The sequence below is a fragment of the bacterium genome, from assembly GCA_036504735.1.
Lineage (GTDB): Bacteria > Electryoneota > RPQS01 > RPQS01 > RPQS01 > DASXUQ01.
This window is the reverse complement of record DASXUQ010000005.1, coordinates 356,190-378,970: the sequence shown is the minus strand read 5'-3', so window position 1 is coordinate 378,970 and position 22,781 is coordinate 356,190. Positions and strand designations below refer to the sequence as shown.

The 22,781-nt window shown below is 57.5% G+C and carries 19 protein-coding genes and 5 tRNA genes; 21 read left to right on the top strand and 3 right to left on the bottom strand.

Annotated features, from left to right (window positions below; translation table 11 throughout):
* The 7 genes from VGL38_03525 (at nucleotide 1) to glgP (ending at nucleotide 10,039) form a co-directional block, all read left to right on the top strand.
* Entirely contained in the window at nucleotides 1-753 is a 753-nt protein-coding gene (locus VGL38_03525) for a succinate dehydrogenase/fumarate reductase iron-sulfur subunit (GenBank protein ID HEY3294482.1), read from the top strand.
* Nucleotides 750-1,160, top strand: a complete 411-nt coding sequence (locus tag VGL38_03520) for a secondary thiamine-phosphate synthase enzyme YjbQ (GenBank protein ID HEY3294481.1) — start codon at nucleotides 750-752, stop codon at nucleotides 1,158-1,160. The genes VGL38_03525 and VGL38_03520 overlap by 4 nt, the downstream gene beginning before the upstream one ends.
* Nucleotide 1,161: 1 nt before the next feature.
* Nucleotides 1,162-2,166 (top strand): YpdA family putative bacillithiol disulfide reductase, encoded by a 1,005-nt coding sequence (locus VGL38_03515; protein HEY3294480.1) that lies wholly within the window; start codon nucleotides 1,162-1,164, stop codon nucleotides 2,164-2,166.
* A 79-nt stretch (nucleotides 2,167-2,245) separates the two neighbouring features.
* Nucleotides 2,246-2,890, top strand: coding sequence for an O-methyltransferase (locus VGL38_03510; GenBank protein HEY3294479.1), 645 nt, complete (start codon nucleotides 2,246-2,248; stop codon nucleotides 2,888-2,890).
* Between the two features lie 13 nt (nucleotides 2,891-2,903).
* Complete coding sequence (locus VGL38_03505) at nucleotides 2,904-3,239, top strand: Rieske (2Fe-2S) protein (protein HEY3294478.1); 336 nt, start codon at nucleotides 2,904-2,906, stop codon at nucleotides 3,237-3,239.
* 150 nt (nucleotides 3,240-3,389) lie between these two features.
* Nucleotides 3,390-7,325, top strand: a complete 3,936-nt coding sequence (locus VGL38_03500; protein ID HEY3294477.1) for a S8 family serine peptidase — start codon at nucleotides 3,390-3,392, stop codon at nucleotides 7,323-7,325.
* A gap of 149 nt (nucleotides 7,326-7,474) precedes the next feature.
* Nucleotides 7,475-10,039 carry an alpha-glucan family phosphorylase gene (gene glgP, locus VGL38_03495; GenBank protein ID HEY3294476.1) on the top strand — a complete coding sequence of 855 codons (2,565 nt, stop codon included), beginning with the start codon at nucleotides 7,475-7,477 and terminating at the stop codon, nucleotides 10,037-10,039.
* A gap of 250 nt (nucleotides 10,040-10,289) precedes the next feature.
* Here glgP and VGL38_03490 read toward each other — a convergent pair whose 3' ends face one another.
* From VGL38_03490 to VGL38_03480, 3 genes are all read right to left on the bottom strand, one after another.
* Nucleotides 10,290-10,691, bottom strand: coding sequence for a prepilin-type N-terminal cleavage/methylation domain-containing protein (locus VGL38_03490; GenBank protein HEY3294475.1), 402 nt, complete (start codon nucleotides 10,689-10,691; stop codon nucleotides 10,290-10,292).
* Nucleotides 10,692-10,834: 143 nt separating this feature from the next.
* Nucleotides 10,835-11,461, bottom strand: coding sequence for a T9SS type A sorting domain-containing protein (locus VGL38_03485; protein ID HEY3294474.1), 627 nt, complete (start codon nucleotides 11,459-11,461; stop codon nucleotides 10,835-10,837).
* Between the two features lie 41 nt (nucleotides 11,462-11,502).
* Nucleotides 11,503-12,498 carry a GNAT family N-acetyltransferase gene (locus tag VGL38_03480; protein ID HEY3294473.1) on the bottom strand — a complete coding sequence of 332 codons (996 nt, stop codon included), beginning with the start codon at nucleotides 12,496-12,498 and terminating at the stop codon, nucleotides 11,503-11,505.
* Between the two features lie 253 nt (nucleotides 12,499-12,751).
* On the opposite strand from VGL38_03480, the gene VGL38_03475 reads away from it, so the two are divergent.
* The 14 genes from VGL38_03475 to pheT all read left to right on the top strand — a co-directional run bounded on the left by VGL38_03475 (nucleotide 12,752) and on the right by pheT (nucleotide 22,778).
* On the top strand, nucleotides 12,752-13,387 hold the full coding sequence (locus tag VGL38_03475; protein HEY3294472.1) for a hypothetical protein: 636 nt from the start codon (nucleotides 12,752-12,754) through the stop codon (nucleotides 13,385-13,387).
* Between the two features lie 405 nt (nucleotides 13,388-13,792).
* Nucleotides 13,793-13,865, top strand: a tRNA-Ala gene (locus VGL38_03470).
* Nucleotides 13,866-13,957: 92 nt separating this feature from the next.
* Nucleotides 13,958-14,029, top strand: a tRNA-Gly gene (locus VGL38_03465).
* 88 nt (nucleotides 14,030-14,117) lie between these two features.
* A tRNA-Cys gene (locus VGL38_03460) sits at nucleotides 14,118-14,193 on the top strand.
* 50 nt (nucleotides 14,194-14,243) lie between these two features.
* Nucleotides 14,244-14,329 (top strand) — tRNA-Leu (locus VGL38_03455).
* Nucleotides 14,330-14,519: 190 nt separating this feature from the next.
* A tRNA-Val gene (locus VGL38_03450) sits at nucleotides 14,520-14,593 on the top strand.
* Between the two features lie 97 nt (nucleotides 14,594-14,690).
* Nucleotides 14,691-16,574: a threonine--tRNA ligase gene (thrS, locus tag VGL38_03445; GenBank protein ID HEY3294471.1), complete on the top strand. Its 1,884-nt coding sequence runs from the start codon at nucleotides 14,691-14,693 to the stop codon at nucleotides 16,572-16,574.
* Nucleotides 16,575-16,628: 54 nt separating this feature from the next.
* The gene (gene infC, locus VGL38_03440; protein ID HEY3294470.1) at nucleotides 16,629-17,126 is read left to right on the top strand and encodes a translation initiation factor IF-3; all 498 of its coding nucleotides are present in this window, start codon (nucleotides 16,629-16,631) and stop codon (nucleotides 17,124-17,126) included.
* Between the two features lie 29 nt (nucleotides 17,127-17,155).
* A complete protein-coding gene (gene rpmI, locus VGL38_03435; protein ID HEY3294469.1) occupies nucleotides 17,156-17,371 on the top strand; it encodes a 50S ribosomal protein L35 in 216 nt (71 codons plus the stop codon).
* 38 nt (nucleotides 17,372-17,409) lie between these two features.
* The gene (gene rplT / locus VGL38_03430) at nucleotides 17,410-17,757 is read left to right on the top strand and encodes a 50S ribosomal protein L20 (GenBank protein HEY3294468.1); all 348 of its coding nucleotides are present in this window, start codon (nucleotides 17,410-17,412) and stop codon (nucleotides 17,755-17,757) included.
* A 134-nt stretch (nucleotides 17,758-17,891) separates the two neighbouring features.
* Nucleotides 17,892-18,137, top strand: coding sequence for a hypothetical protein (locus VGL38_03425; protein HEY3294467.1), 246 nt, complete (start codon nucleotides 17,892-17,894; stop codon nucleotides 18,135-18,137).
* 55 nt (nucleotides 18,138-18,192) lie between these two features.
* On the top strand, nucleotides 18,193-19,209 hold the full coding sequence (gene pheS, locus VGL38_03420; protein ID HEY3294466.1) for a phenylalanine--tRNA ligase subunit alpha: 1,017 nt from the start codon (nucleotides 18,193-18,195) through the stop codon (nucleotides 19,207-19,209).
* A gap of 131 nt (nucleotides 19,210-19,340) precedes the next feature.
* Nucleotides 19,341-20,351, top strand: a complete 1,011-nt coding sequence (locus VGL38_03415) for a hypothetical protein (GenBank protein HEY3294465.1) — start codon at nucleotides 19,341-19,343, stop codon at nucleotides 20,349-20,351.
* Between the two features lie 45 nt (nucleotides 20,352-20,396).
* Entirely contained in the window at nucleotides 20,397-22,778 is a 2,382-nt protein-coding gene (gene pheT / locus VGL38_03410; protein ID HEY3294464.1) for a phenylalanine--tRNA ligase subunit beta, read from the top strand.
* The last annotated feature ends 3 nt before the right edge of the window (nucleotides 22,779-22,781 follow it).

Sequence of the window (22,781 nt, the reverse complement as noted above, 5' to 3'; positions counted from 1 at the left end):
ATGAGCAGTACTAAGCAAACCGTGAAAATATTCCGCGGCGATCTGGCGAGCGGAAAGCTGGTGGATTATCAGGTGGACGTGGACGAGGGCATGGTCGTGCTCGACGTCGTGCACAAGGTTCAGGCGGAACAGGCTCCCGATCTGTCGGTACGCTGGAACTGCAAGGCCGGCAAGTGCGGCTCGTGCAGTGCGGAAGTCAACGGCAAGCCGAAACTGATGTGCATGACGCGCATGGACACCTTTCGGCCCGACGAAGCCCTTACGATACAGCCGGTCCGCACCTTCCCGCACGTCAAGGATCTGGTGACGGACGTGTCGTGGAATTACGGCGTCAACAAGAAGATTCCGCCGTTCAAACCGCAGCCGAAGAATCCCGACGGCACATGGCGGATGTACCAGTACGAAGTGGACCGCGTGCAGGAATTCCGCAAGTGCATCGAATGCTACCTGTGCCAGAACGTGTGCCACGTGCTGCGCAACAGTTCGAAGTTCGACGAGTTCTACGGGCCGCGATTCATGGTGCGGCTGGCGTCGCTGGAGATGCATCCGCTGGACGCCGAAGACCGCATCAAGCTGATCAAGGATCTGGCAGGCGTGGGCTACTGCAATATTACCAAGTGCTGCACGGAAGTGTGCCCCGAGGATATCCATATTACCGACAACGCGATCATTCCGCTGAAGGAGCGGGTTGCAGGACGGTTCTACGATCCGCTGAGCCTGCTGTTCCGGTTGATTCGCGGAGACAAGTCGTGAAAACGCACACCGAGTATCTGACCTTAAAGACGGCGCGGCGTGAAGAGTTCGTGAACATTACGCCGCAGGTGGAAGACGCCATTCGCAAGTCCGGCGTCAAGGAAGGAATGATACTGGTGTCGGCGATGCACATTACCGCCGCGGTGTATGTCAATGACGCGGAGTCGGGCCTGATCGAAGACATTAAGGACTGGCTCCGCGTGCTGGCTCCCGACAAGGATTACCGGCATCACCGGACAGGAGAGGACAACGGCGCGGCACATCTGAAGAATCTGTTGCTGCACCATGAAGTGATTATTCCCATCACCGGCGGCCGGGCGGACTTTGGTCCGTGGCAGCAGGTGTACTACGCGGAATTCGACGGGCAGCGGCCCAAACGCGTGGTGCTCAAGGTGATGGGAGAATAGCATGGACGCCCCGCTGGATCTGATCATCATCGGAGCGGGTCCGGCGGGAATAGCGGTGGGCCGGGCGGCGCGGCGCGCGGGACTGCGGTTTCTGATTCTGGAGAAGGGGGCGATCTGCAACACGATCTTCCATTTCCCGGAGCGGATGACGTTTTTCTCGACTGCGGATCTGCTGGAATTTCCGGACGCGCCGATGGTGATCAGCGGCGACAAGCCGAACCGCCACGAAGTGATGTCCTATTTTACGAAAATCGCTTTGAAGGAGGAGATGCCGGTCTCCACCTTCGAAGCGGTTTCCTCCATTCGCCGGGTGGACGACCACTTTGAGGTGCAGACGTCGAAGCGGTGTCTGGCGGCGGGCGCGGTGGTGCTGGCAACGGGGTCGTATGATTGCCCGAATCTGCTGCACGTCCCGGGCGAAGATCTGCCCAATGTCAGTCATTACTATCACTCGTCTCAGCCGTACATCGGCAAGCGGGTAATGATTATCGGCGGCAGGAATTCGGCGGTGGAGACGGCGCTGGATCTGTACCGGCAGGGAGCGCAGGTGACGGTGGTGCATCGCGGGGCTTTCGACTACGGCGCGTCGCTGGATGAATCGGGAATCAAATACTGGCTGCTGCCCGACTTTTTAAACCGTCTCAAAGAGGAGAAGATCGCGCATTTCTGGAACAGCTCGGTACTGCGGATTGAACCGGAGCGGGTGCTGCTGCGGACGTCCAAGGGCGAGCGCTGGGTGGACAACGATTTCGTGCTGGCGCTGATCGGTTATCATCCGGACTATGCTTTGCTGGAGCGGGCCGGAGTGGAATTCGGCGGCGCAGCTCAGGCTCCGGCCAGTGATCCGGCAACCCTGGAAACCAATGTGCCCGGGTTGTATGTGGCAGGCGTGGTTACGGGCGGCAAGGATCACCGCAAGGTGTTTATCGAGAACAGCCGCCGTCACGGCGAACTGATTATCGCGCATGTGCGGCAGCGTCTGCTGGCGGCGCACGCGCAGATGTGAGTCCGGCCCGGCCCGGAACACGCGCACCTTTAATACGATGATATAGTCACAGAAGCTCTCTACCGAGAGGATGTATGCTATGGACGGTTATCTGGATGAATCCTTCAACAAGGAAACGGACCGGTATCTTCTGAGCCTGCTCTCGCCGCCGGACGGGGTTCTGGCGCGGATGGAGCAGTATGCACTGACGAAGAAATTTCCGTTCATCGGGCCGCTGGCAGGCAATCTGCTGGGGATTCTGGCGCGAGCGACGGACGCACGGCGAATTTTTGAACTGGGATCGGGATTCGGCTACAGCGCGCTGCATTTCGCGCGGTTGATGCCGCCCGACGGCCGGGTGATTTGCACGGACGGGGATCCGGAAAACAAGGTGCGGGCGGAAAAGTATTTTGCGGATGCCGAACTGAGCGAGAAGTTAGAGTTCCACGTGGGAGATGCGGTGTCGATTCTGGAGCGGTTTGCCGGGCCGTTCGACATCATCTTCATGGATATCGACAAGCAGGGCTATCCGCAGGGGTTCCGCGCGGCATGGCCGAAGCTGAAGGTGGGCGGGCTGTTTATTGCGGATAATCTGCTGTGGCACGGCAATGTGCTCTCGGATGATCAGCAGCCGACGACGCGCGGCGTCCGTGATCTTACGAAACTGATTTACGCCACACCGGGCACGCGCACCAGCGTCGTTCCGCTGCGGGACGGCGTGTCGATTACTGTCAAGCTGTTTTAGCCCTTGAGACGTTATGCCCCGTTGGTTTAAGGTGTGCCGCACGGATGATGTGAAGCCCGGGCACGCCGCGTCCGTTTCGCTGTATGCGCGCCCCTATGCCGTTTTCAATGTGGACGGCAGGCTCTATGGCATGGACGGCGGCTGCGCGCATATGAAGGCCAATCTTGCATCGGGCGCAATGTATGGCAACATTGTCGAATGTGCGATGCACGGCTGGGAATATGATGTCACCACCGGGGAGTGCCTGACTATCCCCGGTGTTCGCCTGAAGACTCATCCGCTCAAGATCGAGGAAGGATTTGTCTGGATCGATATTGAGACGAAGGACGAAGACGAGGAAGATATCTAAGACGTGAGACCAGAGACTCGAGACATGAATTGCGTGTGCTGGATGTACCTTTGTGTTGAGGGGACAGAGAACCGTCCCGTAAGTCGCGAAAAATAATCGTAAGGCAAAGAGGCCTTGGAGGTTGCGATGGTGAATTCACGGAGAATGTTTTTGACAACGTGCGTGGTGCTGCTTGCCTGCTTCGTGATGATCCGCGGAGCAATGGCCGCACCGTTTGAGGTTCGGTTCCAGAGTGGAACGGTCACACCCGCTGAGGGAGTGTACGAGGTTCCGGCGCTGTCCGCGCAGACCGTGGGCGCTGACCATGTTCATGCACTGGTTCAGCTTGCCGATTATCTGCATGCGGGACAGAAGCAGGATCTGGCAGCGGCGGGAATCGAACTGCTGGGGTATTTGCCGGACCGCGCTTACGTGGCATCGGTGAGAGTGGGTTTGGATGCCGCCACCGCCGCGCAGGCGGGAGTGCGGCACATTTCGGCCATGCTGCCGGTGTACAAACTGCACCCGCGCGTCATTGCCGGAGAGCTGGGCAAGTGGAGCGAGTACACCAACGGCCGCCACGTGTTTTCGGTGGACATTATGCCCGATGTGACTCTGGAGCAGGCGCGCAAGGAACTGCTTGCCGCCGGCTGCGAACTGGGCAACACTTTTGAGGCGGCGCACAGTGTGGTTGCCGCTTTCGACGCCAAGAATGCCGCGGACATTGCGGGCCTTGACGCCGTGCTTTTCATCAATGAGATCTCACCGCCGCTGGACATGGTGAACGACGTGACTCGTACACGGCTGCACGTCAACGAAGTGCAGACCACGCCGTACAACCTGAACGGCGACAGCACGACGATTCTGGTGTTTGACGGCGGTATGGTGGACAGCACGCATCCTGCTTTCGGCGACCGAGTGACGTGGAACTCCGCAGGCGCGGTGCTGGACCATTCGACGCACGTGGCGGGCACCGTGGGCGGCGCGGGGCAGGCGGGCGGCGCGGAACGCGGCATGGCTCCCATGGCGCGAATCATCAGCGGCTCCTATACCGTGGCGACGAACCCGATTTTCTACAACAATCCCGGAAATTTCGAATCCGATTACCGCCGCGCGCGCCGCACGTTCAATATCGAAGAGACTACGAACTCTATCGGTATCAACATCGAGCAGAACGGCTACTCCTGCGCGTGGTTCGGTGACTATGAGCTGACGGCCCGTACGCTGGATATTCTGACCCGCGACACGGAAGGCTCGCCGCTGACCATGTTTTTTGCGGCCGGCAATGACCGCAACGGCGCAACCTGCGGCTTGAACTATTCGTCCATGTCGGTCCCGGCCTGCGCGAAGAACGTGATCACGGTCGGTTCGACCAATACGTCCGACGGCATTTCGTCTTTCTCCTGCTTCGGTCCGACGGATGACGGGCGCATTAAGCCGGAAGTCTGCGCGACGGGCGAAAACGTGACCAGCACGATGCCCGGCGGCGGATACGGCCAGATGAGCGGAACATCCATGGCGACGCCCGCAGTGGCCGGCGTGGGCCTGCTGATTCTTCAGCGCTGGCACCGCATGTTTCCGGGCGCGCCGGATCCGATGCCGGAAACGATGAAGGCGATTCTCATTAACTCCGCGACGGATATGGGCACGGCCGGCGTGGATTTCGGCACGGGTTTCGGCCTGGTTAATGCTCTCAAGGCCATCCAGAACATGGAAGCCGGCGGCATTCTGGAGAGTGAACTGGGTGCGGACGAAGATTATACGCACAGCTTTACGGTGGGCTCGGGACAGAGCGCGCTGGATGTCAGCCTGGCGTGGAGTGACGTCGCCGCCTTGGGCAACGTGATTCCGACGCTGGTGAACGACCTCGATCTGCGCCTGGTGGATCCCAACGGCACGTCCTATCTGCCGTGGCGATTGAATGCGGCCAGTCCGAGTTCGCCCGCGCAGACGGGTGTGGATTCGATCAACGTCTGCGAGCGCGTGCACGTGGCCAATCCCGCCGCGGGAACGTGGACGCTGCATGTGACGGGCCACTTGAACGGCAGCGAGACCCAGACCTTCGGACTGTCCTCCAACGCGGCTCTGGTGGCCGGCTGGGCGACGGTTACAGGCCAGTTGGTGAACAGCGCGCAGACGGCTTTCCCCGGACGCGTGGCGGTGGTGAATGACATTCAGCTTGCGGAGACTGACAGCACGCTGCATTATGCGCTGTATGTTCCGGGTGGGCAGTCGGTGACGCTGCATGCGGAAGCGTACGGCTATGTTCCGCGCGATACGACCTTCACGCCGGTATCTGGACAGAACGCGGTGAACATCGTCTTCCCGACGGTGGCGGCGAACGGCACCGTGACGGGCGTGGTGACGAATCAGTTCGGCGCACATCTGCCGGGCGCGGTGGTCAGCTTTGGATTCCCCGGAGCGACGGTTGCACCGGATACGACGGATGGAACGGGCACCTATTCGGCTTCGATGCCCGGAGCGATTGTCTATCATGTGGTGGCGGATTATTACGGAGCCAAGGCCGCAGTGGATGTGACTCCGACTCCGAACGGGACAACGACGGCGAATATCACCATCACCAGTCCGCAGTTCCTGCCGGCAGGTCCCGATGCACACGGCTATTATGCTTTCGAAGAGCAGGATTCGGGTTTGACGGCGCAATATGACTGGCTGGAAGTCAGCCCGGCCGTGGGCGGCCCGGGAACGACGATCACTCCGGGCACGGGCAATGACTGGATCGTGCCGGTCACGCTGCCGTTTACCTTCCGCTATTATGGGCAGGACTACACAACGGCTTCGGTCGGCGCCGACGGCTATGTGGCCTTTGGTTCGACCACGGGCTGGGATAGTGTCTACGTGAACCGTGACATTCCCAATGCGCGCGTCCCCAACAATATGATCTGCGTGTTCTGGGATGACCTCAATCCGGCACCCGCACCGGGCGACGGCGACTACGCCACCTATTATGACGCGGCGAACTCGCGGTTCATTATCGAGTTCCACTACGTCTCGCATTACACGCCGAACACCAACCATGTAACGGCGCAGCTTATTCTGTATCCGCAGACCGCACATCCGACAGTGACGGGTGACAATGAGTTCCAGATCCAGTACCAGGCGGTGGATTATTCCGATAACAACCCGGTGGCGGATGCAGACGCGACGATCGGCATCGAAAACGGCGACGGAACGCAAGGCATTCAGGTGGTGTTCGACAGTGGCTATGATCCGCACTGCTTCCCGCTGCGCGCCGAGCATGCCCTGCTCTTTACCACGGGCCGGGTGGCGGGATACGGTACGGTGACTGGACACGTAACGACCGTGCCGCCGGTAGCGGACATCACTCAGGTCGCCGTGACCATCGGCAGCCGCACGGTTCATCCGAATGCCAGCGGCAACTTCGTGGCTGACAGCATGTTTGCGGCCAACTACATTGCCCACGCGACCATTGCGACGTACGAAGTCGGCGCGGACACCTTCCTGCTTCGTCCGGACAGCACGGTTAATCTGAGCTTCACGCTGCTGCGTCTGGATCCGCCGCGGAATCTGACCGGCCAGTATGCGCCGGACGTGCGGGAAATCCAGATGACGTGGAACCGCCCGGCCTGCCTTGAAGGCGGCTCGCCGCTGGATGGTTTCACAGGGTATGAGATCTGGCGGTTCAATGTAGGCACGCCGGTGGCCACGGTTACGGATACCTTCTACAACTACCACGTCACACAGAGCGGAAACCACATTTTCTGGGTCGTAGGTCTGTATGACGGCGGCCGGTCGGACACGTCTAACCATTACCGCGTGGCGGTGGTGCTGGGCGCAGATGACAACACGAACACGATTCCCACGACGTTCTACCTCAAGCAGAACTACCCGAATCCTTTCAATCCCACCACGCGCATCGAGTACGGCCTTCCCAAGGCCGCGCCGGTGAGCCTCGATATCTTTGACATCCTTGGCCGGAATGTGGCGGTCCTCAGCGCAGGCACGCAGGACGCCGGGGTCCATACCGTCTCCTTTGACGGCACGAACCTTGGGTCAGGCATCTACTATTGCCGCCTGCGAGCGGGCGAATTTGTCCACGTTCAGAAAATGCTACTGATGCGGTAGTCGCCGGTCACGCATAGGGTAACTCAGCAGAGGGTCGCACAGTGTGACCCTCTGCTGCATAACGTGTACGCTTGGGTGCACGTGTGCAGGAGGCGGCACGATAGTTGCTCCTTCTGCCTCAGTTTAGAACACTAAGGTATGCATCGCCCATGAAGGTAAAACCTCTTGCCACCGTCGAGGTGGTACCCGTTCTGCCGGAGAACATCAGCAGCCTGCGGGATCTTGCGTATAACGTCTTGTGGTCATGGAATCCGGACATCCTGTCCCTGTTTCAGGCGCTGGACGCGGACTTGTGGGAAGCGGTCGGGCATAACCCCGCGCGTTTGCTGCGGGAAGTCTCGCAGCACCGGCTCACTGAGGCGGCGCAGAGCCCCTCGTTTCTCGAACACTATGACCGTTGCCTGCGCTTCCTTGAACGCTATATGCGGGAACCGTCGTGGTTCGATAAGACGTGTATGCCAGCAACGCCTGCGGACGTGGTCTATTTTTCGATGGAGTACGGACTCTCGGAGGTGCTGCCGGTCTACAGCGGCGGTCTGGGAGTGCTCAGTGGCGACCATCTGAAATCGTCCTCGGACCTTGGATTGCCGCTGGTGGGTATCGGTTTGGCCTATCGCCAAGGCTATTTTCAGCAGCTTCTGACGGCGGATGGGTACCAGACCGAGACCTATCCGGAGAATGATTTCGAGCGGTTGTGCATGACGCCTGTGCTGGATTCGCGGGGTGCGCGGCTGAAGATTACGATGTCGTTTCCCGGACGGAATGTCGTCGTGCAGGCCTGGAGGATTCAGGTTGGTCGCGTGCCATTGTATCTGCTGGACACCGACGTGCCGGAGAATTCACCGGCGGACCGCCGCATCACCTACATGCTGTACGGCGGGGACCGGGAGACGCGGATTCAGCAGGAAATCGTACTCGGCATGGGCGGAGTGGAACTGGTATCGCGGCTGGGAATCGAAACCACCGTATGCCACATGAACGAAGGCCATTCGGCATTCATTCAGTTGGCGCGCATTGCCCGCGAAACCAAGCGCGGCCTCAGCACGGATGAAGCGGTCCAGCTCATTTCCGCGGGAACGGTTTTCACGACGCATACTCCGGTCCCGGCGGGCATCGACCAGTTCCCCAGCGACCTGATGGACCGTTACTTCGGGCATATCTACGGCCAGTTGAATTTGTCGCGTGAAGAGCTATTGTCTTTGGGCTCGCGCCAACCGGGGATCCCGGGTCAGCTTTTCAACATGGCGATCTTTGCGATCCGCACATCGGACTACACCAATGGCGTCAGCCGGCTTCACGCGGACGTGTCCCGTAGTTTGTGGGAAGACAGTTGGCCCAATCTGCCGCACGATGAGATCCCCATCGACTATGTGACCAACGGCGTTCACATGAGCACGTGGATCGACGAGCACATGGCGGCGTTGTATGATAAGTATCTCGGAATCGAATGGCGGCGCAACCCGGACCACAAGGAATTGTGGTCCAAGGTGCGGGATATTCCCGACGAGGAGCTGTGGGAAGCGCACCTGGTCGGGCGCAACGCGCTGTTGAACTTCACACGCCGCCGATTGGCCGAGCACCGCGCGCGCACAACCGGCGTGGAGATGAGTGCGGAGCAGCTTGAGGTGATCCTCGATCCGCAGATTCTGACCATAGGGTTTGCGCGACGTTTTGCCACCTATAAGCGTGCCACACTGCTGCTGCGATATCCGGAGCGTCTGTTGGCGCTGCTGCGCGACCCCAAGCGGCCATTGCAACTTGTCTTTGCGGGCAAGGCCCATCCGCAGGATGACGCGGGCAAGGCGCTGATTCACGACATTATCTATTTCGCGCGTTCACAGGGACTGGAAAACCGGATTGTGTTCCTCGAGAACTATGATCTGGGCGTGGCCCGTTATCTGACGCACGGTGTGGACGTGTGGCTGAACACTCCGCGCCGTCCGCTCGAAGCCAGCGGCACCAGCGGCATGAAGATTCTGCCCAACGGCGGTTTGAATCTCTCGGTTCTCGATGGCTGGTGGGACGAAGCCTACGCGCCGGGTTTAGGCTGGCCGATAGGGCGGGGAAGAACCGTTCCGGATGAGAAGACGCAGGATGACCGCGACGCGCAGTCCTTGTATGACACGCTGGAAAAACAGATTGTCCCGCTCTTTTATGGCTATGAAGACGGCAAGATTCCGCGGCGCTGGATTGCTTCGATGAAGGAGTCCATTGCCGAACTGGTGCCGCGTTTCAACTCCAACCGCATGGTCAAGGAATACTGCGAGGATTATTATTCGCGCGCCCTGGCGCGTTCGCGGCATTTGATGGAGGATAACTGTGCGGGGGCCAAGGCTCTGGCCGTGTGGAAAGAGCGGATCCGCGCCGCATGGAATGGCGTGAGTATCGCCGGTGTGAAGACGACGCCGTCCGCAACGCTGAGTTCGGGGGCGGAAGTTGAACTGTCAACGCAGGTGAATTTGGGGACATTACAGCCCGGCGATGTGGAAGTGCAGGCCTATTTCGGCCCGCTGCGCGCCGACGGATCGATTGCCTTCTCGGGCTACCAAGTGCTCGAGGCCGATTCCGGCACCAAGGGAGCTTATTTCGGCACGGTAACCTTCCCGGAGAGTGGCCGCTTCGGCTACACCGTGCGGGTGATTCCGTATCATCCGCTGATAGGCAATCCGTTGAAAATGGGCTTGGTTTGTTGGGCACCGGTATCGGTTGCCTGACAAGGTCAGCACATTAAGTGAAACAGAGCCGCGCTTCATGGAAGCGCGGCTCTGTTGTTAGTAGGAGATTATGTGGCGTCACATAACGTGACTCATGAACTCTGTATTCCAATATGCATGCAAACGCATAGAGCCTGAGCCAGCGGCACTTGACATTTGTACAGTGGATTTGTATATTTGTTCAGCGAGGGCAAAAGAAAAAGGCGAACCGCTGGGAGCCCGCCTCAAAATGGAGACTTAGAGGGTGCGGCTATTCCGGATGGACTCCATCGGGAGTGGCCACAAGGACGGTATGGTTTCTGTCTACCACCTGAATGCGCACGCGATACGTGCCGTCGGGGTTCAAGGCGTAGGAAATCCAGGTGTAGGTGTTGCTAAGCGGCAACCGGCCATAAGGATTTCCACGGGGATCCACCATCTGATTTTTGAGATCGTCATAGGTGGCAGCGGCAGGGGGGAAACCGTCGTAGTCGGTGGAATAGTACGCGAGGAATTTGCGTACGCAGTCCAAGTCGTATGTCGCGGCTGCAATCCGGCTTTTGTCCCGCACATTGAGATACCGTACCACCGTCAGCGAGGCCAGAATGGCGATGATAACGATTACAATCAGGAGTTCCAGAATCATGAAGCCGCGTTCACGCTTGCGTGCCATACTTACTTACCTGGTTTATCGTCGCAGAATGTCTACCTGCCCGAACAGGTTTCTGCAAAATCAGTACCAGAAGTCTTGACAAACAAAAGGCGCGGGCGAATCTATGTCGCCCACGCCTAAGTCATTGTCCGAATCCCAAAGCTCTATTTGATGAAATGCATCGTGCGCACGATCATGGCTCCCGGCGCTTCCAGCCGATAGAAGTAAATCCCTGACGTCAACCCGTCTGCATTAAAGGGCACGGTATGCTGACCCGCGGATACCCGCCCTGTGAACACCTGCCGAACCGTTTGCCCCAATACATCCATCACTGTGAGCCGGATATTGGCATCTGTCGGTACCGTGAATTCAATATTGGTCTGGCTGTTAAACGGATTCGGATAGTTCTGCGCCAGCCTGAATTCGGAAGCGTTCGCCGCTTGCCTTGGCGGCGGCGCATCCGACGTCCCCTGTACGGTTATGGTACCCTGCATCAGCGTCGGGTGAATCTGGCACTCATAATGGAAAGTGCTGTCGCCTACACCGCTGAAAACGAATTGATAGAACCAGGGCGCTGAAGCGGCTGTGTTTCCGAAAAGTCCCCCGAGGTGATGCACATTATGAAAACCGCTGATGTTGTGCCAGACAACGGTATCCCCCTCGTTGATCGTGAGATTCGCCGGCGTAAAGCTGAAATTTTGCACGACGACCGAGTCAATCGCAGCCAACGCAGGCATCGCAATCAGTACCGCAGCCAGGCACGCAAAAACCCATCGTAAACGATGCAACATACGACCTCCGTTTAATTACAAAAACCCAATATGTAAACTTCCTAACAGTTCTTGTTTTCACGATACGAATAATAGCACAACGTCGGCTCATTGACGAAGCCGCAGGACTCGAAGAGTTGCCTGCTGGCCGAATTTTCCGATTCAATCAAGGCCGATATGACGAGTGCGCCCGCCTCCTGCAATGTCTGGCGGCAGGCCATGACCAAGGCTTTGGCCATGCCGGCCCGGCGGTGTTCTGGACGAGTCGCCATGCGTTCGATATAACCTTTGCGACGGTCAAAGCTCACGAGCGCCGCTGCGATCAGGGTCTTGCCGTCGAATATGCCCCAGCCACCGAGCATCGGTTGACTAAGATGCAGAGTGAGGCGGTCGGTGCGGTCACGGCCCTCGGGACGGAAAGGCAAACCGGCGGCGGTCCAGAGATCATAAAGATCTTGAACGTTCTCTGGTTTCAGCGGTTGCAGGATTGCGCTACTGAGTGCCACAGGCGAGCGGTTAGATGCATGGTCACGGTTCATGCCAGCCGACATCAACAGGCCAGCCACACTCAAGCCTGCGGACTCATACAGCCCAATCGCTCTATTGTTTTTACTGGATACCAAAAGCCATAGTTCCGCGCAGCTTTTAGTTTCTGCCCGGAATCGCGCAAATTCCATCAGTTTTCGACCAATTCCCTTTCGCTGCTGGTCCTCGCGCACCGTAATATCCCATATCCAGAGTTCATCAAGCCGATTGAAGCGGTTGCGGGTGGTGTGCAGCCACAACTGAGCGGCGAGTGTGCGGTCGGGAGCTTCGACGATGTAGACTTCGCTTTCGCCGTCAAAAGCATAGTCGCGAACGAAGCCGGCAAAATCGCGCTTCATCTTGTCGGGCGGCGTATCTGGCCTGCCGTGCATAAAGGCGCAAGTGGGGAGGCCCAATTCTATGAAGTTGGTGATGTCGGCCGGAGCCAGCTCCCGGAGGGTAAAGCCGGGAAGGCCTGCGAAATCCCGCATGGGGACACTGCTGATAGAGAATTCACGGATCGGGGGAAGCACGGGTCCACTCCTCGGAGGTATGCCTCTCGATTTTCATTTACTTGGTCAACATGTACGTGTCGCGGGGCAGATGCGGCCGCTGGGTAGAATTTTAAATAGGATTAAAATAGTCTTTTAATTGTGCCAACTATCTATCTGGATACAGTTTCAGTCGCTGTGACAAGGCGGCATTTTAATTAGATAAATTGGCTAATATTTTCGTATATTGTCTTGCGGAAACGAGACCGACTTAATGGATGAGTGCGAGGTAATCATGAACAAAAAACTTGGTATTTCGATGGCGGTTCTGGTCGCAGTGGCGGTGGTTTCCATCGGTGTTGCCAGTTTCGCTTGTGGGGGCCACGGGGCCTCTTCTAACCAGGTTATGAATAGCTTTGAGAAGAGTGGAGCGGCTTGCCCGTATAGTGGTTGCGGAAGTGCGGCGAACTGCCCGTACATGAAACAGATGCAGGATGCTCAAAAAAGTTCGAATCAAATGACATGCAATCACTCTTCTTCGATTGTTTATTATGGTGCGAATGTATTTGACGTGTGCGACGGCCGTCAGTATGCCGTGTGCGAGGGCAAGGTGTTTGAAGTCCACAATGACACGCCCTTTGTAGACATGGGGGATGCCCGCTACTATGTCGCGGATGAGTGCATGAAGCCGGCGTTTCAGGCTGATCCGGAGGCAGTGGCCTCCGAACTGGACCGAGAGGCAGTGGCCTTGGCTACTGTGGATGGAAACGTCATCGGGAATCGGGATGGGCAGATCCTTGCCAAGTGCCCGGTAACGGGGCAGGTGTTTATCGTGACGGCAGATTCGCCGGTGAAAGTCCGGGATGGAAAGCGGTATTACCTAAGTGATACCGTGAATCTGTCGGCGGTAGAGTCCGGTATCCATAACTAAATCAGAATCTTATTGACCTGTGTTCTTTCGGGATCTCCCCGGTAAGCGGGGTGACCTCACCACGATAGGTATTCAAGACTGACTTTTGCCTTTTAGCCGCGGGGTGCAAGCCTCGCGGCGTTTTATTTGTATCCGGCGCCTCACTGCCCGAAAAAGCACTTGCGATTCATTCTATTAATGCTTAACTTCGGGACAGTTTCGGTGATGTGCCGGGCATGAGGGATCACTTCGAAAAACCTCGTGCGTCGCAATATAAGATTCCTAAGCTGAAGTGCAATACGTGCTTGCTTGGTCTTTGTCAAAATTGGACTTATCTTAATTGTGAGTCCTGAGGCAGGTCGGCAAGGGTGGCTTGACATCATTGAAAGAAATCCTTATCTTTCGGTTTCGTTTCAGAAGTCCCATGGGCCTGTAGCGCAGTTGGGAGCGCGCTTGAATGGCATTCAAGAGGTCAGGGGTTCGATCCCCCTCAGGTCCACAAGACAAAAGCCGGAGACTCAAGACTTGAGACCTGAGTAGGGGTGTCAAGGCATTTTCAAGTCTCTGGTCTCGAGTCTTAGTCTGTTCTTTGCGGGAGTAACTCAGTGGTAGAGTTCCACGTTGCCAACGTGGCTGTCGCGGGTTCGAGTCCCGTCTCCCGCTCAACGCAAGTATGAATGATGAACGATGAAGCCGTGGCGCCCGGTGAGTCTTCGTTCATTCTTCAATCCTCATCCTTCATCCTTTTTTTGGCGCCGTAGCCAAGTGGTTAAGGCGGAGGTCTGCAAAACCTCTATTCAGCGGTTCGAATCCGCTCGGCGCCTCCAGTCCGTCGCAGCCGCGATCACGCCCGGAGGCAGACCGATCCCGTGCTTGCGCCGGGGTGGTGAAATGGTAGACACAGAGGACTTAAAATCCTCAGGGGCCAAAAACCCCGTGCCGGTTCGAGTCCGGCTCCCGGCACCCCTCTTGGTCCCGTTCCACTGTTCGCGCGTCCGCGGAGCGAGGTCTCGAAGGACACGCTGTACAGCATGACCACGGCCACGGGTTGTGGTTTTTTTCGTATCAGATGGAATTGGGAACGGGAAATTTGAAAGCCGAGTCTTCCTGATTTTCGATTTCCGTTTTTTCGCTTTTTTGTTTTTCGGATACCGGGCGTTTAGCTCAGTTGGTTAGAGCGCTTGCGTGACATGCAAGAGGTCAGAAGTTCAACTCTTCTAACGCCCACACTATGAGTGACGTGGAAGTCAAATTCTCCGACGGAAGAGTCGTCCAGGCTCCGGCAGGTACCAAACCAAAAGATCTATTACCAGAAGGCCAGCAGGTGGGAGCGACCGGTGTGCTCGCCGCCGTGCTGGATGGCCAGATCTGGGATTTGCACCGCCCGCTCGAGCACGGCGGCGATTTGCGTTTTGTGACCTTTAGCGACCCCGAAGGGAAGTTCGTCTATTGGCACTCGGCCGCGCATCTCATGGCTCATGCCGTGAAGGAACTGTGGCCGGAATCGCAACTCACCATCGGTCCGCCCATCGCCGAAGGCTTCTACTACGACATCGATTCGCCCCACGTCTTCACCCAGGAAGACTTTCCGGTTATCGAAGCGAAGATGGCGGAGATTTCCAAGCGGAATCTCCCGCTTAAGCGCAAGACGATGGACAAGGACGAGGCGATCAAGTTCTTCGAAAGTCAGGGAGAGCTTTACAAGGTTGAGTTGATCCGCGATCTGACGTCGGGCAAGACCGAAGGCCTGCCGATGGAAGGGGACGTGGAGGCCGCCGGGGGCGATCACGATCCGGAACTCACCATCTACGAGCAGGGCAACTGGGCCGACCTTTGCCGCGGACCGCACGTCGACACCACCGGTCGTCTCAAGTTTTTCAAAATTCTCTCCGTGGCCGGCGCCTACTGGCGCGGCGACGAGCACAACAAGATGCTGCAGCGGCTGTATGCGGTGGCCTATCCCACCAAAGAACAGCTCGCCGAGCATTTGCTGCGCATAGAAGAGGCCAAGCGCCGCGATCATCGCAAGCTGGGCAAGGAACTCGATCTGTTCAGCTTCCACAATGAAGCTCCGGGGTCGGTGTTCTGGCACCCGCGCGGCATGGTCATATGGGATGAAGTTTCCAAGTACTGGAAGCAGAAGCATCGCGAACACGGCTATGAGGAACTGCGGACTCCGCTGGTCCTGAACGAAGAGCTGTGGCGTAAGTCCGGACACTACGACCATTACCGTGAGAACATGTACTTCACGGAAGTGGAAGAGCAGATGTTCGCGCTGAAGCCGATGAACTGCCCCGGCCATTGCCTCGTGTTCGCCAGCCATCAGGTCTCGTATCGCGACCTGCCGTGGAAACTGTGCGAGATGGGCATGGTACACCGCTATGAAAAGAGCGGCGTGCTGCACGGACTGTTCCGCGTGCGCGTGTTCACCCAGGACGATGCTCACATCTATGTGACTCCCGAGCAGATCGAGGTGGAAGCGGCCAAGGTTGTGGAACTGATCTTCGAGATGTACCGCGACTTCGGCTTCAAGGATTTCCATATCGAACTGTCCACCCGTCCCGCGTCACGCGTGGGATCGGACGAGGTGTGGGATCTGGCGGAAGACGCTTTGGACAAGGCGTTGAAGCGTCTCGGAGTCTCTTACAAGCTGAATCCGGGCGACGGCGCGTTTTACGGGCCGAAAATCGATTTTCACATCAAGGACGCCATCGGGCGGACATGGCAGTGCGGCACGGTGCAGTGCGACTTCTCCATGCCGCGGCTCTTTGGTCTGGAGTATATCGGAGCCGATGGGGGCAAGCACAATCCGGTGATGATTCACCGCGCACTGCTGGGCTCGATGGAACGATTCATCGGCATCCTTATTGAACACTATGCAGGCGACCTGCCGCTTTGGCTGTCTCCCGAGCACATTCGTGTGCTGCCGATTACGGAAGACCAGATGGAGTTCGCGCGCCAAGCCGTTGCTGAATTGACCGCGCAGGGGCTGCGCGCGTCGCTGGATCCGCGCAATGAGAAGCTGGGCTTCAAGATCCGCGACGCCGAAGTGCACAAGGTTCCTTACATGGCCGTGGTAGGCAAGCGTGAGGCGGAGACCGCCACGCTGTCGCTGCGCCGCCGCAAGGAAGGCGACCTTGGAGCGATGTCCGTAGCGGATATCGCCGCCCGGCTGCAGCAGGAAGTTCACGACAAAGTTTCGCATTAATCCAAAGGTTTTTTCGGAGGTCACGCCATCAGATCTGATCCCAAGACTGAAAAAGTGCGCCTGAATGAGCGAATTCGCGAGGCGCAAGTTCGTGTAATCGGAAGTGACGGATCGCAGTTAGGTATCATGCCGTCCGACCAGGCTCTGAGCCTGGCAAGGCAGGAAACTCTTGACCTGGTGGAAATCGCCCCGACGGCGACACCGCCGGTAGTCAAGATCATGGACTACGGCAAATACAAGTACGAACTGGCGAAGAAGGAACGCGTCGCACGCAAGAAACAGCAGGCGACGGTCTTGAAGGGCATTCGGTTATCGCCCGCCACCGATGAACACGACTTGGCGACGAAGGTCAAGATGGCCCGGAAGTTCATCGAGGAGGGAGCGAAGGTGAAAGCCTCGATTGTGTTCCGCGGCCGCATGATTACTCATCAGGAGTTTGGGACCCGGATGCTGGATAAGATGGCCAGTGAGCTGTCGGACATCGCCAAGCTGGAGATGCCGCCGAAGATGGAAGGCCCGCGGATGATGACGATGATCTTGATTAAGAAGTAAGAAGGTTTTTACCATACACGAGGCACCACATGCCGAAGATGAAGACCCGGCGTTCGGCCGCCAAAAGATTCCGCAAGACGGGCACGGGCCTGCTGGTCAGCCACAGCGCCTTCCGCCGTCACATGCTGGAATGCAAGAGCCGCAACCGCAAGCGTCAGTTGATGGGCAATAATATCGTCGAGTCCGCCAACGTGAAGCAGGTCGCGCGGATGCTGGCGACAGGGGCAAAGTCGCCGGGCAAGTGACCCGGTTATCCATCGCGTTTTAGAGAGGAACATATACCATGCCACGCGCAACAAACGGCCCGGCGGACAGGGCGCGCCGGAACAAAGTTTTCAAAGCGGCCAAGGGATACCGGGGTCGTCGCCGTACGCTGATCAAGGCGGCCACGGAGACGGTGGAAAAGGGTCTTGCCCGCGCCTTTAAGGATCGCCATCGCAAGAAGCGGGACTACCGCAGCCTGTGGATCGTCCGTATCAACGCGGCGGCGCGGCTGTGTGGCCTCAGCTACTCCCGATTTATGGCGGGCTTGAAGGCGCAGGGGATCGAACTTGACCGGAAGCAGTTGGCCGAACTGGCGGTGAACGACCCGGCGGGATTTGAAACGTTGGCCCGCAAGATCGCCGCTTGATTCCGATCCCGCGAACGACTCAAAGCGGGTGAAGACAGAGTGAGAATGAGACCGATGTCAAGCGATTCCACAGTTTCTGGGGATCGCTTGTTTTTTTAGACACGCCCTATCCGAATCATAGGCAGGAGGCTGGCATGTCGAACGAATGGTCTTCAATTTTGATTCCCTTGATCGTTGTCGTGGGCATACTGGCTTTGCTGGCATGGATCGGGATACGGGTCCGTAAGGGCGGCGGGAGTATGACGACGGTGGCAATGGGCGCGACGGATGAGTTCTTGTCGCGCGACCAGTCCAGAGCTGTGGAAGTCATTGTCGAACGAAACGCCGGAAATGAAGAAGAATCCCAGAGCGATGCTGCGCCGGAGAAGCCGCGAAACTGACATGTCCAGTCTGCTTTTCCGCTAAGCTGTTTCTACTGTGAGAAAGTCATAAAGCATGCACGAGCACATTGAAACGGTTCGTAATTCGGCCCAGGCGGAGATTTCCTCCGCGAGCACGCTGGCCGATGCCGAATCCCTCAAGATCAAATATCTGGGCCGCAAGGGCAAGGTGGCGGATCTGTTCAAGCTGGTCCCCACGGTGGAGCCGGCGGAACGTCCACGGATGGGGCAGGCGCTGAATGAACTGCGCGCGGACCTTGAAGCGAAGATCGAGGCGCTGGTCGCAGGATTCACGCCCAAGAAGCGCGGCCCCGTGGTGGACATCACCATGCCCGGGCGCAAGCCGTTTGTAGGGACATATCATCCGCTGACCATCGTCATGCGGGAGATCACGGATATTTTCCGCGGCATGGGCTTCAAGGTGGCGGATGGCCCGGAGATCGAACTGACGAAATACAATTTCGACATGCTGAATACTCCGCAATGGCATCCGTCGCGCGACGAGACCGATACGATTTATCTGGCCAATGGCTTTGTGGTGCGGACTGAAACGTCGCCGGTGCAGGTGCGCACCATGGAGTCGCAGCAGCCGCCGATCCGGATTATTTCGCCGGGCAGAGTCTATCGCCGCGACAGACCCGACGCCACGCATTCGCCGATGTTCCATCAGTGCGAGGGACTGTATGTGGATGAAGGTGTGACGATGGCGGACCTGAAAGGAACACTGCTGGAGTTCTACCGCAAGCTGTTCGGCGAGACGACGAAGATCCGGCTGCGGCCGCATTTCTTTCCGTTTACGGAGCCGTCGGCGGAGGTGGACGTCAGTTGCTTCTTCTGCAAGGGCAATGGCTGCCGTGTGTGCAAGCAGACCGGCTGGCTGGAAATGGGTGGCAGCGGTATGGTGGACCCGAACGTACTGGCGGGCGTAGGCTATGACACCGAAAAATACACCGGCTATGCCTTCGGCCTGGGCATCGACCGCATCGCCATGCTGCGCTTCGGCATCGACAATATCCGCTTGCTGTTCGACAACGACGTGCGGTTCCTGCGGCAGTTTGTGGGAATGGTGTAACATCAGCACGGCCACGCCTGTTCATTGCGAACTCGTTCGTGGGACAATGGAGAATGAGCGTGGAGCCATCCGAAAACGCGAGACAAGTTATCCTTGATGCTTGGCTGATCCCGGATTCGGAGATCTCAGACATGGGCCGATTTTCGTTGGATCGAATTTTGGATGAGCACGGTGATTCGGCTGTCGGGCTTAAGAAACTAGCTGCAAATTGTCAAGCGCTTCAAGCATTCGAGGATCTTCAAGATCTGAACTTCCCGCCGCGCGGTGGCTATTTCACAAGTCAGAACTACTGCTTTTACGAGTCGATTAGTGTCTTGCGCGAGGTGATTATCAGTGGATTAAATGGAGCGTTCCATTGCTCCTTCGCTGGAATGCGCTCGAGCATGGAACTTATGGCAGCGCACTACTGGTGGAAATCTCGCGGACTGTTGGATCGAGAATTTCACACGTTTTACCGCTGGTTACAAGGCGATTCCGGTATTGTGCCCTTTACAGATATTCGGAGAGATATCTACACTGGAGTGGCGTTTCCAGACGGGGGGTCGGACCGTGGCGAATTCGAGAAAGTCTACAAGGCGGTAAATGCGTATGCGCATCGCCCCACATTGGATGAGTCAATCACATCCGTGAGAAGGACGAATTCTCCGGTATATGGCTATGAGGCTTTGGATTACTGGAGTGCATTGGTTGGGCGGGCCGTGGCGTGCCTTGTGCATCTTTCCGTCGTCAAGCGGCCAATATGCTTGTTTCCAGTTAACACCATTCAGAAGTTCGGTTTTAACGCGCCGCTTAATCTCTTCTTTGACGACTCCGGTTACTCTTTCCTCTCTGACGCCGTTGGCGAGGACGTTCTCTCCTTGTACAGGGAGATATATCGAGACGACGACACCGTAAGCGTGTTAGAATGGTATCACGGATTGCCTGACTTAAGTGATAACGAGATTCTCGAGTCGTACTCAGGCAATGGAAAGTTTGACGACGCAGGTAGATCTTTTGAAGAGCAAGTGTCATTGCGCTGGATGGCTATCAAAGCTGAGGTGCGAGCCCTTTCCTTGTTCTTTGCATACACATTGAGTGGCCCTTCTCTCGATGATGTGGAAGATCTAGTCCGCAAACACTTCGGTGATTCGATCTCAAAATAGTTTCTGCAACTCTCAACAGAATCAAAGCAAGTACTTGGCAAGTTCATGATAATCTCCTATCGCTGGCTGAAAGAAATGATTGACCTGCCGGTTTCTTCTGAGGAACTGGTGGAGGTCTTGACGTTTTTGGGACTGGAAGTCGAGAAGGTGACGCACTACAGGGCCTCGCTGGACAAGGTGGTGATCGGCGAGGTGGTGGAATGTGCGCACATCGAAGGCACGGAGCATTTGACGGCCACACGGACCAACGTGGGCGGCGAGGTGTTGTCGATTGTCTGCGGCGCGCCGAATGTGCGCGTGGGACTGAAGGTGCCGGTAATGCTGGCGGGGTCGGTGACCGCTGAAGGCATGACCATCAAGAAGGCCAAGCTGCGCGGCGTGGAATCCCACGGGATGCTGGCCTCGGAGCGGGAACTGGGACTGGCCGACGAGCATGCAGGAATTATCGAGGGCGACGGCGACTGGGTGGTGGGAAACCCGGCGGCGCAGTACCTTGACCTCAGCGATACAACCTATGATGTGGAAGTCACGCCGAACCGTCCGGATTTCCTCTCCCATGTGGGTGTGGCGCGGGATCTGGGAGCGAAGTTCCGTATTCCGTGGCGCTGGCCGGAGTATTCTCTGACCGAAGCAGCGGATGAGGCGGCGGAGGTATCGGTGGAGATTCACGCGCCGGAGGCTTGCCCGCGTTATGCAGCGCGGCTGGTGAAGGGCGTAAAGATTGCGCCGTCCCCGTTTGCCACGCGGCTGAGGCTGATCCGCTGCGGAACGCGGCCCATCTCGAACATCGTGGACGCGACCAATTTGCTGATGCTGGAGTTCGGACATCCGCTGCATGCTTTTGATCTTCGATTTGTGGACGGCAAGAAGATCGTGGTGCGGTATGCGGGAGCGGGGGAGAAGTTTACCACCCTCGACGGCAAAGAGTACGCACTGGACTCACGCGATCTGCTGATTGCGGATGCGAAGAAGGGAATTGCTTTGGCGGGGATCATGGGCGGACTCAACAGTGAGATCCGCGACGATACGCAGGATGTGCTGATTGAATGCGCATATTTCGATCCGGTTCACGTGCGACGCACCGCTCATGCGAACGGCATGAGTACCGAATCCTCCCGCCGCTTCGAGAGAGGCACGGATCCCAACGGTGTGCCGCGGGTGATTGATGCGGCGGCATCTGTGATGCAGAAGCTTGGTGAAGGAAAGGTCCTCAGGGGCCGTGTAGACAACTATTCGGCGAAGGTCCAGCCCAAGCAGATCCCGTTCCGTCCGACGCGCGCCGTGGCGCTGGTTGGCCTCGACCTCGCCTCTCCGGAGATGGAGGATACTCTTCGGCGTTTGGGCTGCAACGTGCGCTCGAGCGACGGAATCTGGCAGGTGGAGGCCCCGACCTACCGCCCGGATTTGGAGCGCGAGGTGGATCTGATCGAGGAGGTGATCCGTGTCCACGGATACGATGATATTCCGTCGGCGATCACCAGCCGCGTGGTGCTTGGAGGGAGCGACAATCCGCTGTTCAAGCTCCGCGCCAAGACGGTAGATGTAATGGTTTCGCTCGGATTTCAGGAGACACTTTCGCTTTCGATGTACACCCCAGACGAGCGCCGGGATCCACCGGATATGCCGCGGGGTGTTGAACTAAAGAACCCAGTAACCGACGATATGCTTCTGCTGCAAGGGTCTTTGCTGCCGCAGCTTCTGCGGTCAGCGGCAGCAAACTGGCAGCGTGGTGACCGCACCTTGCGGTTGTTTGAAGTGGGACGGGTTTTTGAAGAGGGATCTCGAGAAGATCCACGGACTTGGGAGCGTCAAACGCTATGTGCTGTCATGACCGGACAAAGCTATCCACAAAGCTGGGCACATGCGGTCAAACCATTTGATTTCTATGACTTGAAAGGTGTTTTCGAAGTTCTTTGTGCCAAGATTTCGCTTGACAATGTCGAGATTATTTGCTATGATGTTGAAAGCGGTGAAGTTCTGAGCGGAGAACTGCGTTCTGACGGGGATCGGGTCGGCAAGTGGGGCCTGTGGCCGGCGACCTTGATGACCAAACGGGACATTGATGCGGACGTGGGCTGGTTCGAACTCGACCTTGGTGCGGTTGAGGCGCACCGGCGGCGCGGCATCAGCTACGCGGCGCTGCCCAAGTTTCCTACTTCCTGGCGTGATCTGGCCGTGGTGGTGGATGAAACGGTGACGGCGGCAGAACTGGTGAAGACCATCCGCGAACGTGGCGGCGAATTCCTGGACAAAGCGCTGCCTTTCGATATTTTCCGCGGGGAGAAACTGGGACTGGGCAAGAAATCTATCGCCTTCCGCCTGGAGTTTTCGAATCCTGAACGAAGCCTCGAGTCGCCGGAAGTGGATGAATGGATGAGCAACATTGTGGAGGGCCTGAAGGCCGCGCACGGCGCGAACCTTCGATAGGGT

What these genes read in the sequence shown, in the direction of transcription:
- VGL38_03525 (HEY3294482.1), top strand. Translation starts at nt 1, where the DNA reads ATGAGCAGTACTAAGCAAACCGTGAAAATATTCCGCGGCGATCTGGCG.
- VGL38_03515 (HEY3294480.1), top strand. Translation starts at nt 1,162, where the DNA reads ATGGACGCCCCGCTGGATCTGATCATCATCGGAGCGGGTCCGGCGGGA.
- VGL38_03510 (HEY3294479.1), top strand. Translation starts at nt 2,246, where the DNA reads ATGGACGGTTATCTGGATGAATCCTTCAACAAGGAAACGGACCGGTAT.
- VGL38_03505 (HEY3294478.1), top strand. Translation starts at nt 2,904, where the DNA reads ATGCCCCGTTGGTTTAAGGTGTGCCGCACGGATGATGTGAAGCCCGGG.
- glgP (HEY3294476.1), top strand. Translation starts at nt 7,475, where the DNA reads ATGAAGGTAAAACCTCTTGCCACCGTCGAGGTGGTACCCGTTCTGCCG.
- VGL38_03490 (HEY3294475.1), bottom strand. Translation starts at nt 10,691, where the DNA reads ATGGCACGCAAGCGTGAACGCGGCTTCATGATTCTGGAACTCCTGATT.
- VGL38_03485 (HEY3294474.1), bottom strand. Translation starts at nt 11,461, where the DNA reads ATGTTGCATCGTTTACGATGGGTTTTTGCGTGCCTGGCTGCGGTACTG.
- VGL38_03475 (HEY3294472.1), top strand. Translation starts at nt 12,752, where the DNA reads ATGAACAAAAAACTTGGTATTTCGATGGCGGTTCTGGTCGCAGTGGCG.
- rpmI (HEY3294469.1), top strand. Translation starts at nt 17,156, where the DNA reads ATGCCGAAGATGAAGACCCGGCGTTCGGCCGCCAAAAGATTCCGCAAG.
- rplT (HEY3294468.1), top strand. Translation starts at nt 17,410, where the DNA reads ATGCCACGCGCAACAAACGGCCCGGCGGACAGGGCGCGCCGGAACAAA.
- VGL38_03425 (HEY3294467.1), top strand. Translation starts at nt 17,892, where the DNA reads ATGTCGAACGAATGGTCTTCAATTTTGATTCCCTTGATCGTTGTCGTG.
- pheS (HEY3294466.1), top strand. Translation starts at nt 18,193, where the DNA reads ATGCACGAGCACATTGAAACGGTTCGTAATTCGGCCCAGGCGGAGATT.
- VGL38_03415 (HEY3294465.1), top strand. Translation starts at nt 19,341, where the DNA reads ATGGGCCGATTTTCGTTGGATCGAATTTTGGATGAGCACGGTGATTCG.
- pheT (HEY3294464.1), top strand. Translation starts at nt 20,397, where the DNA reads ATGATAATCTCCTATCGCTGGCTGAAAGAAATGATTGACCTGCCGGTT.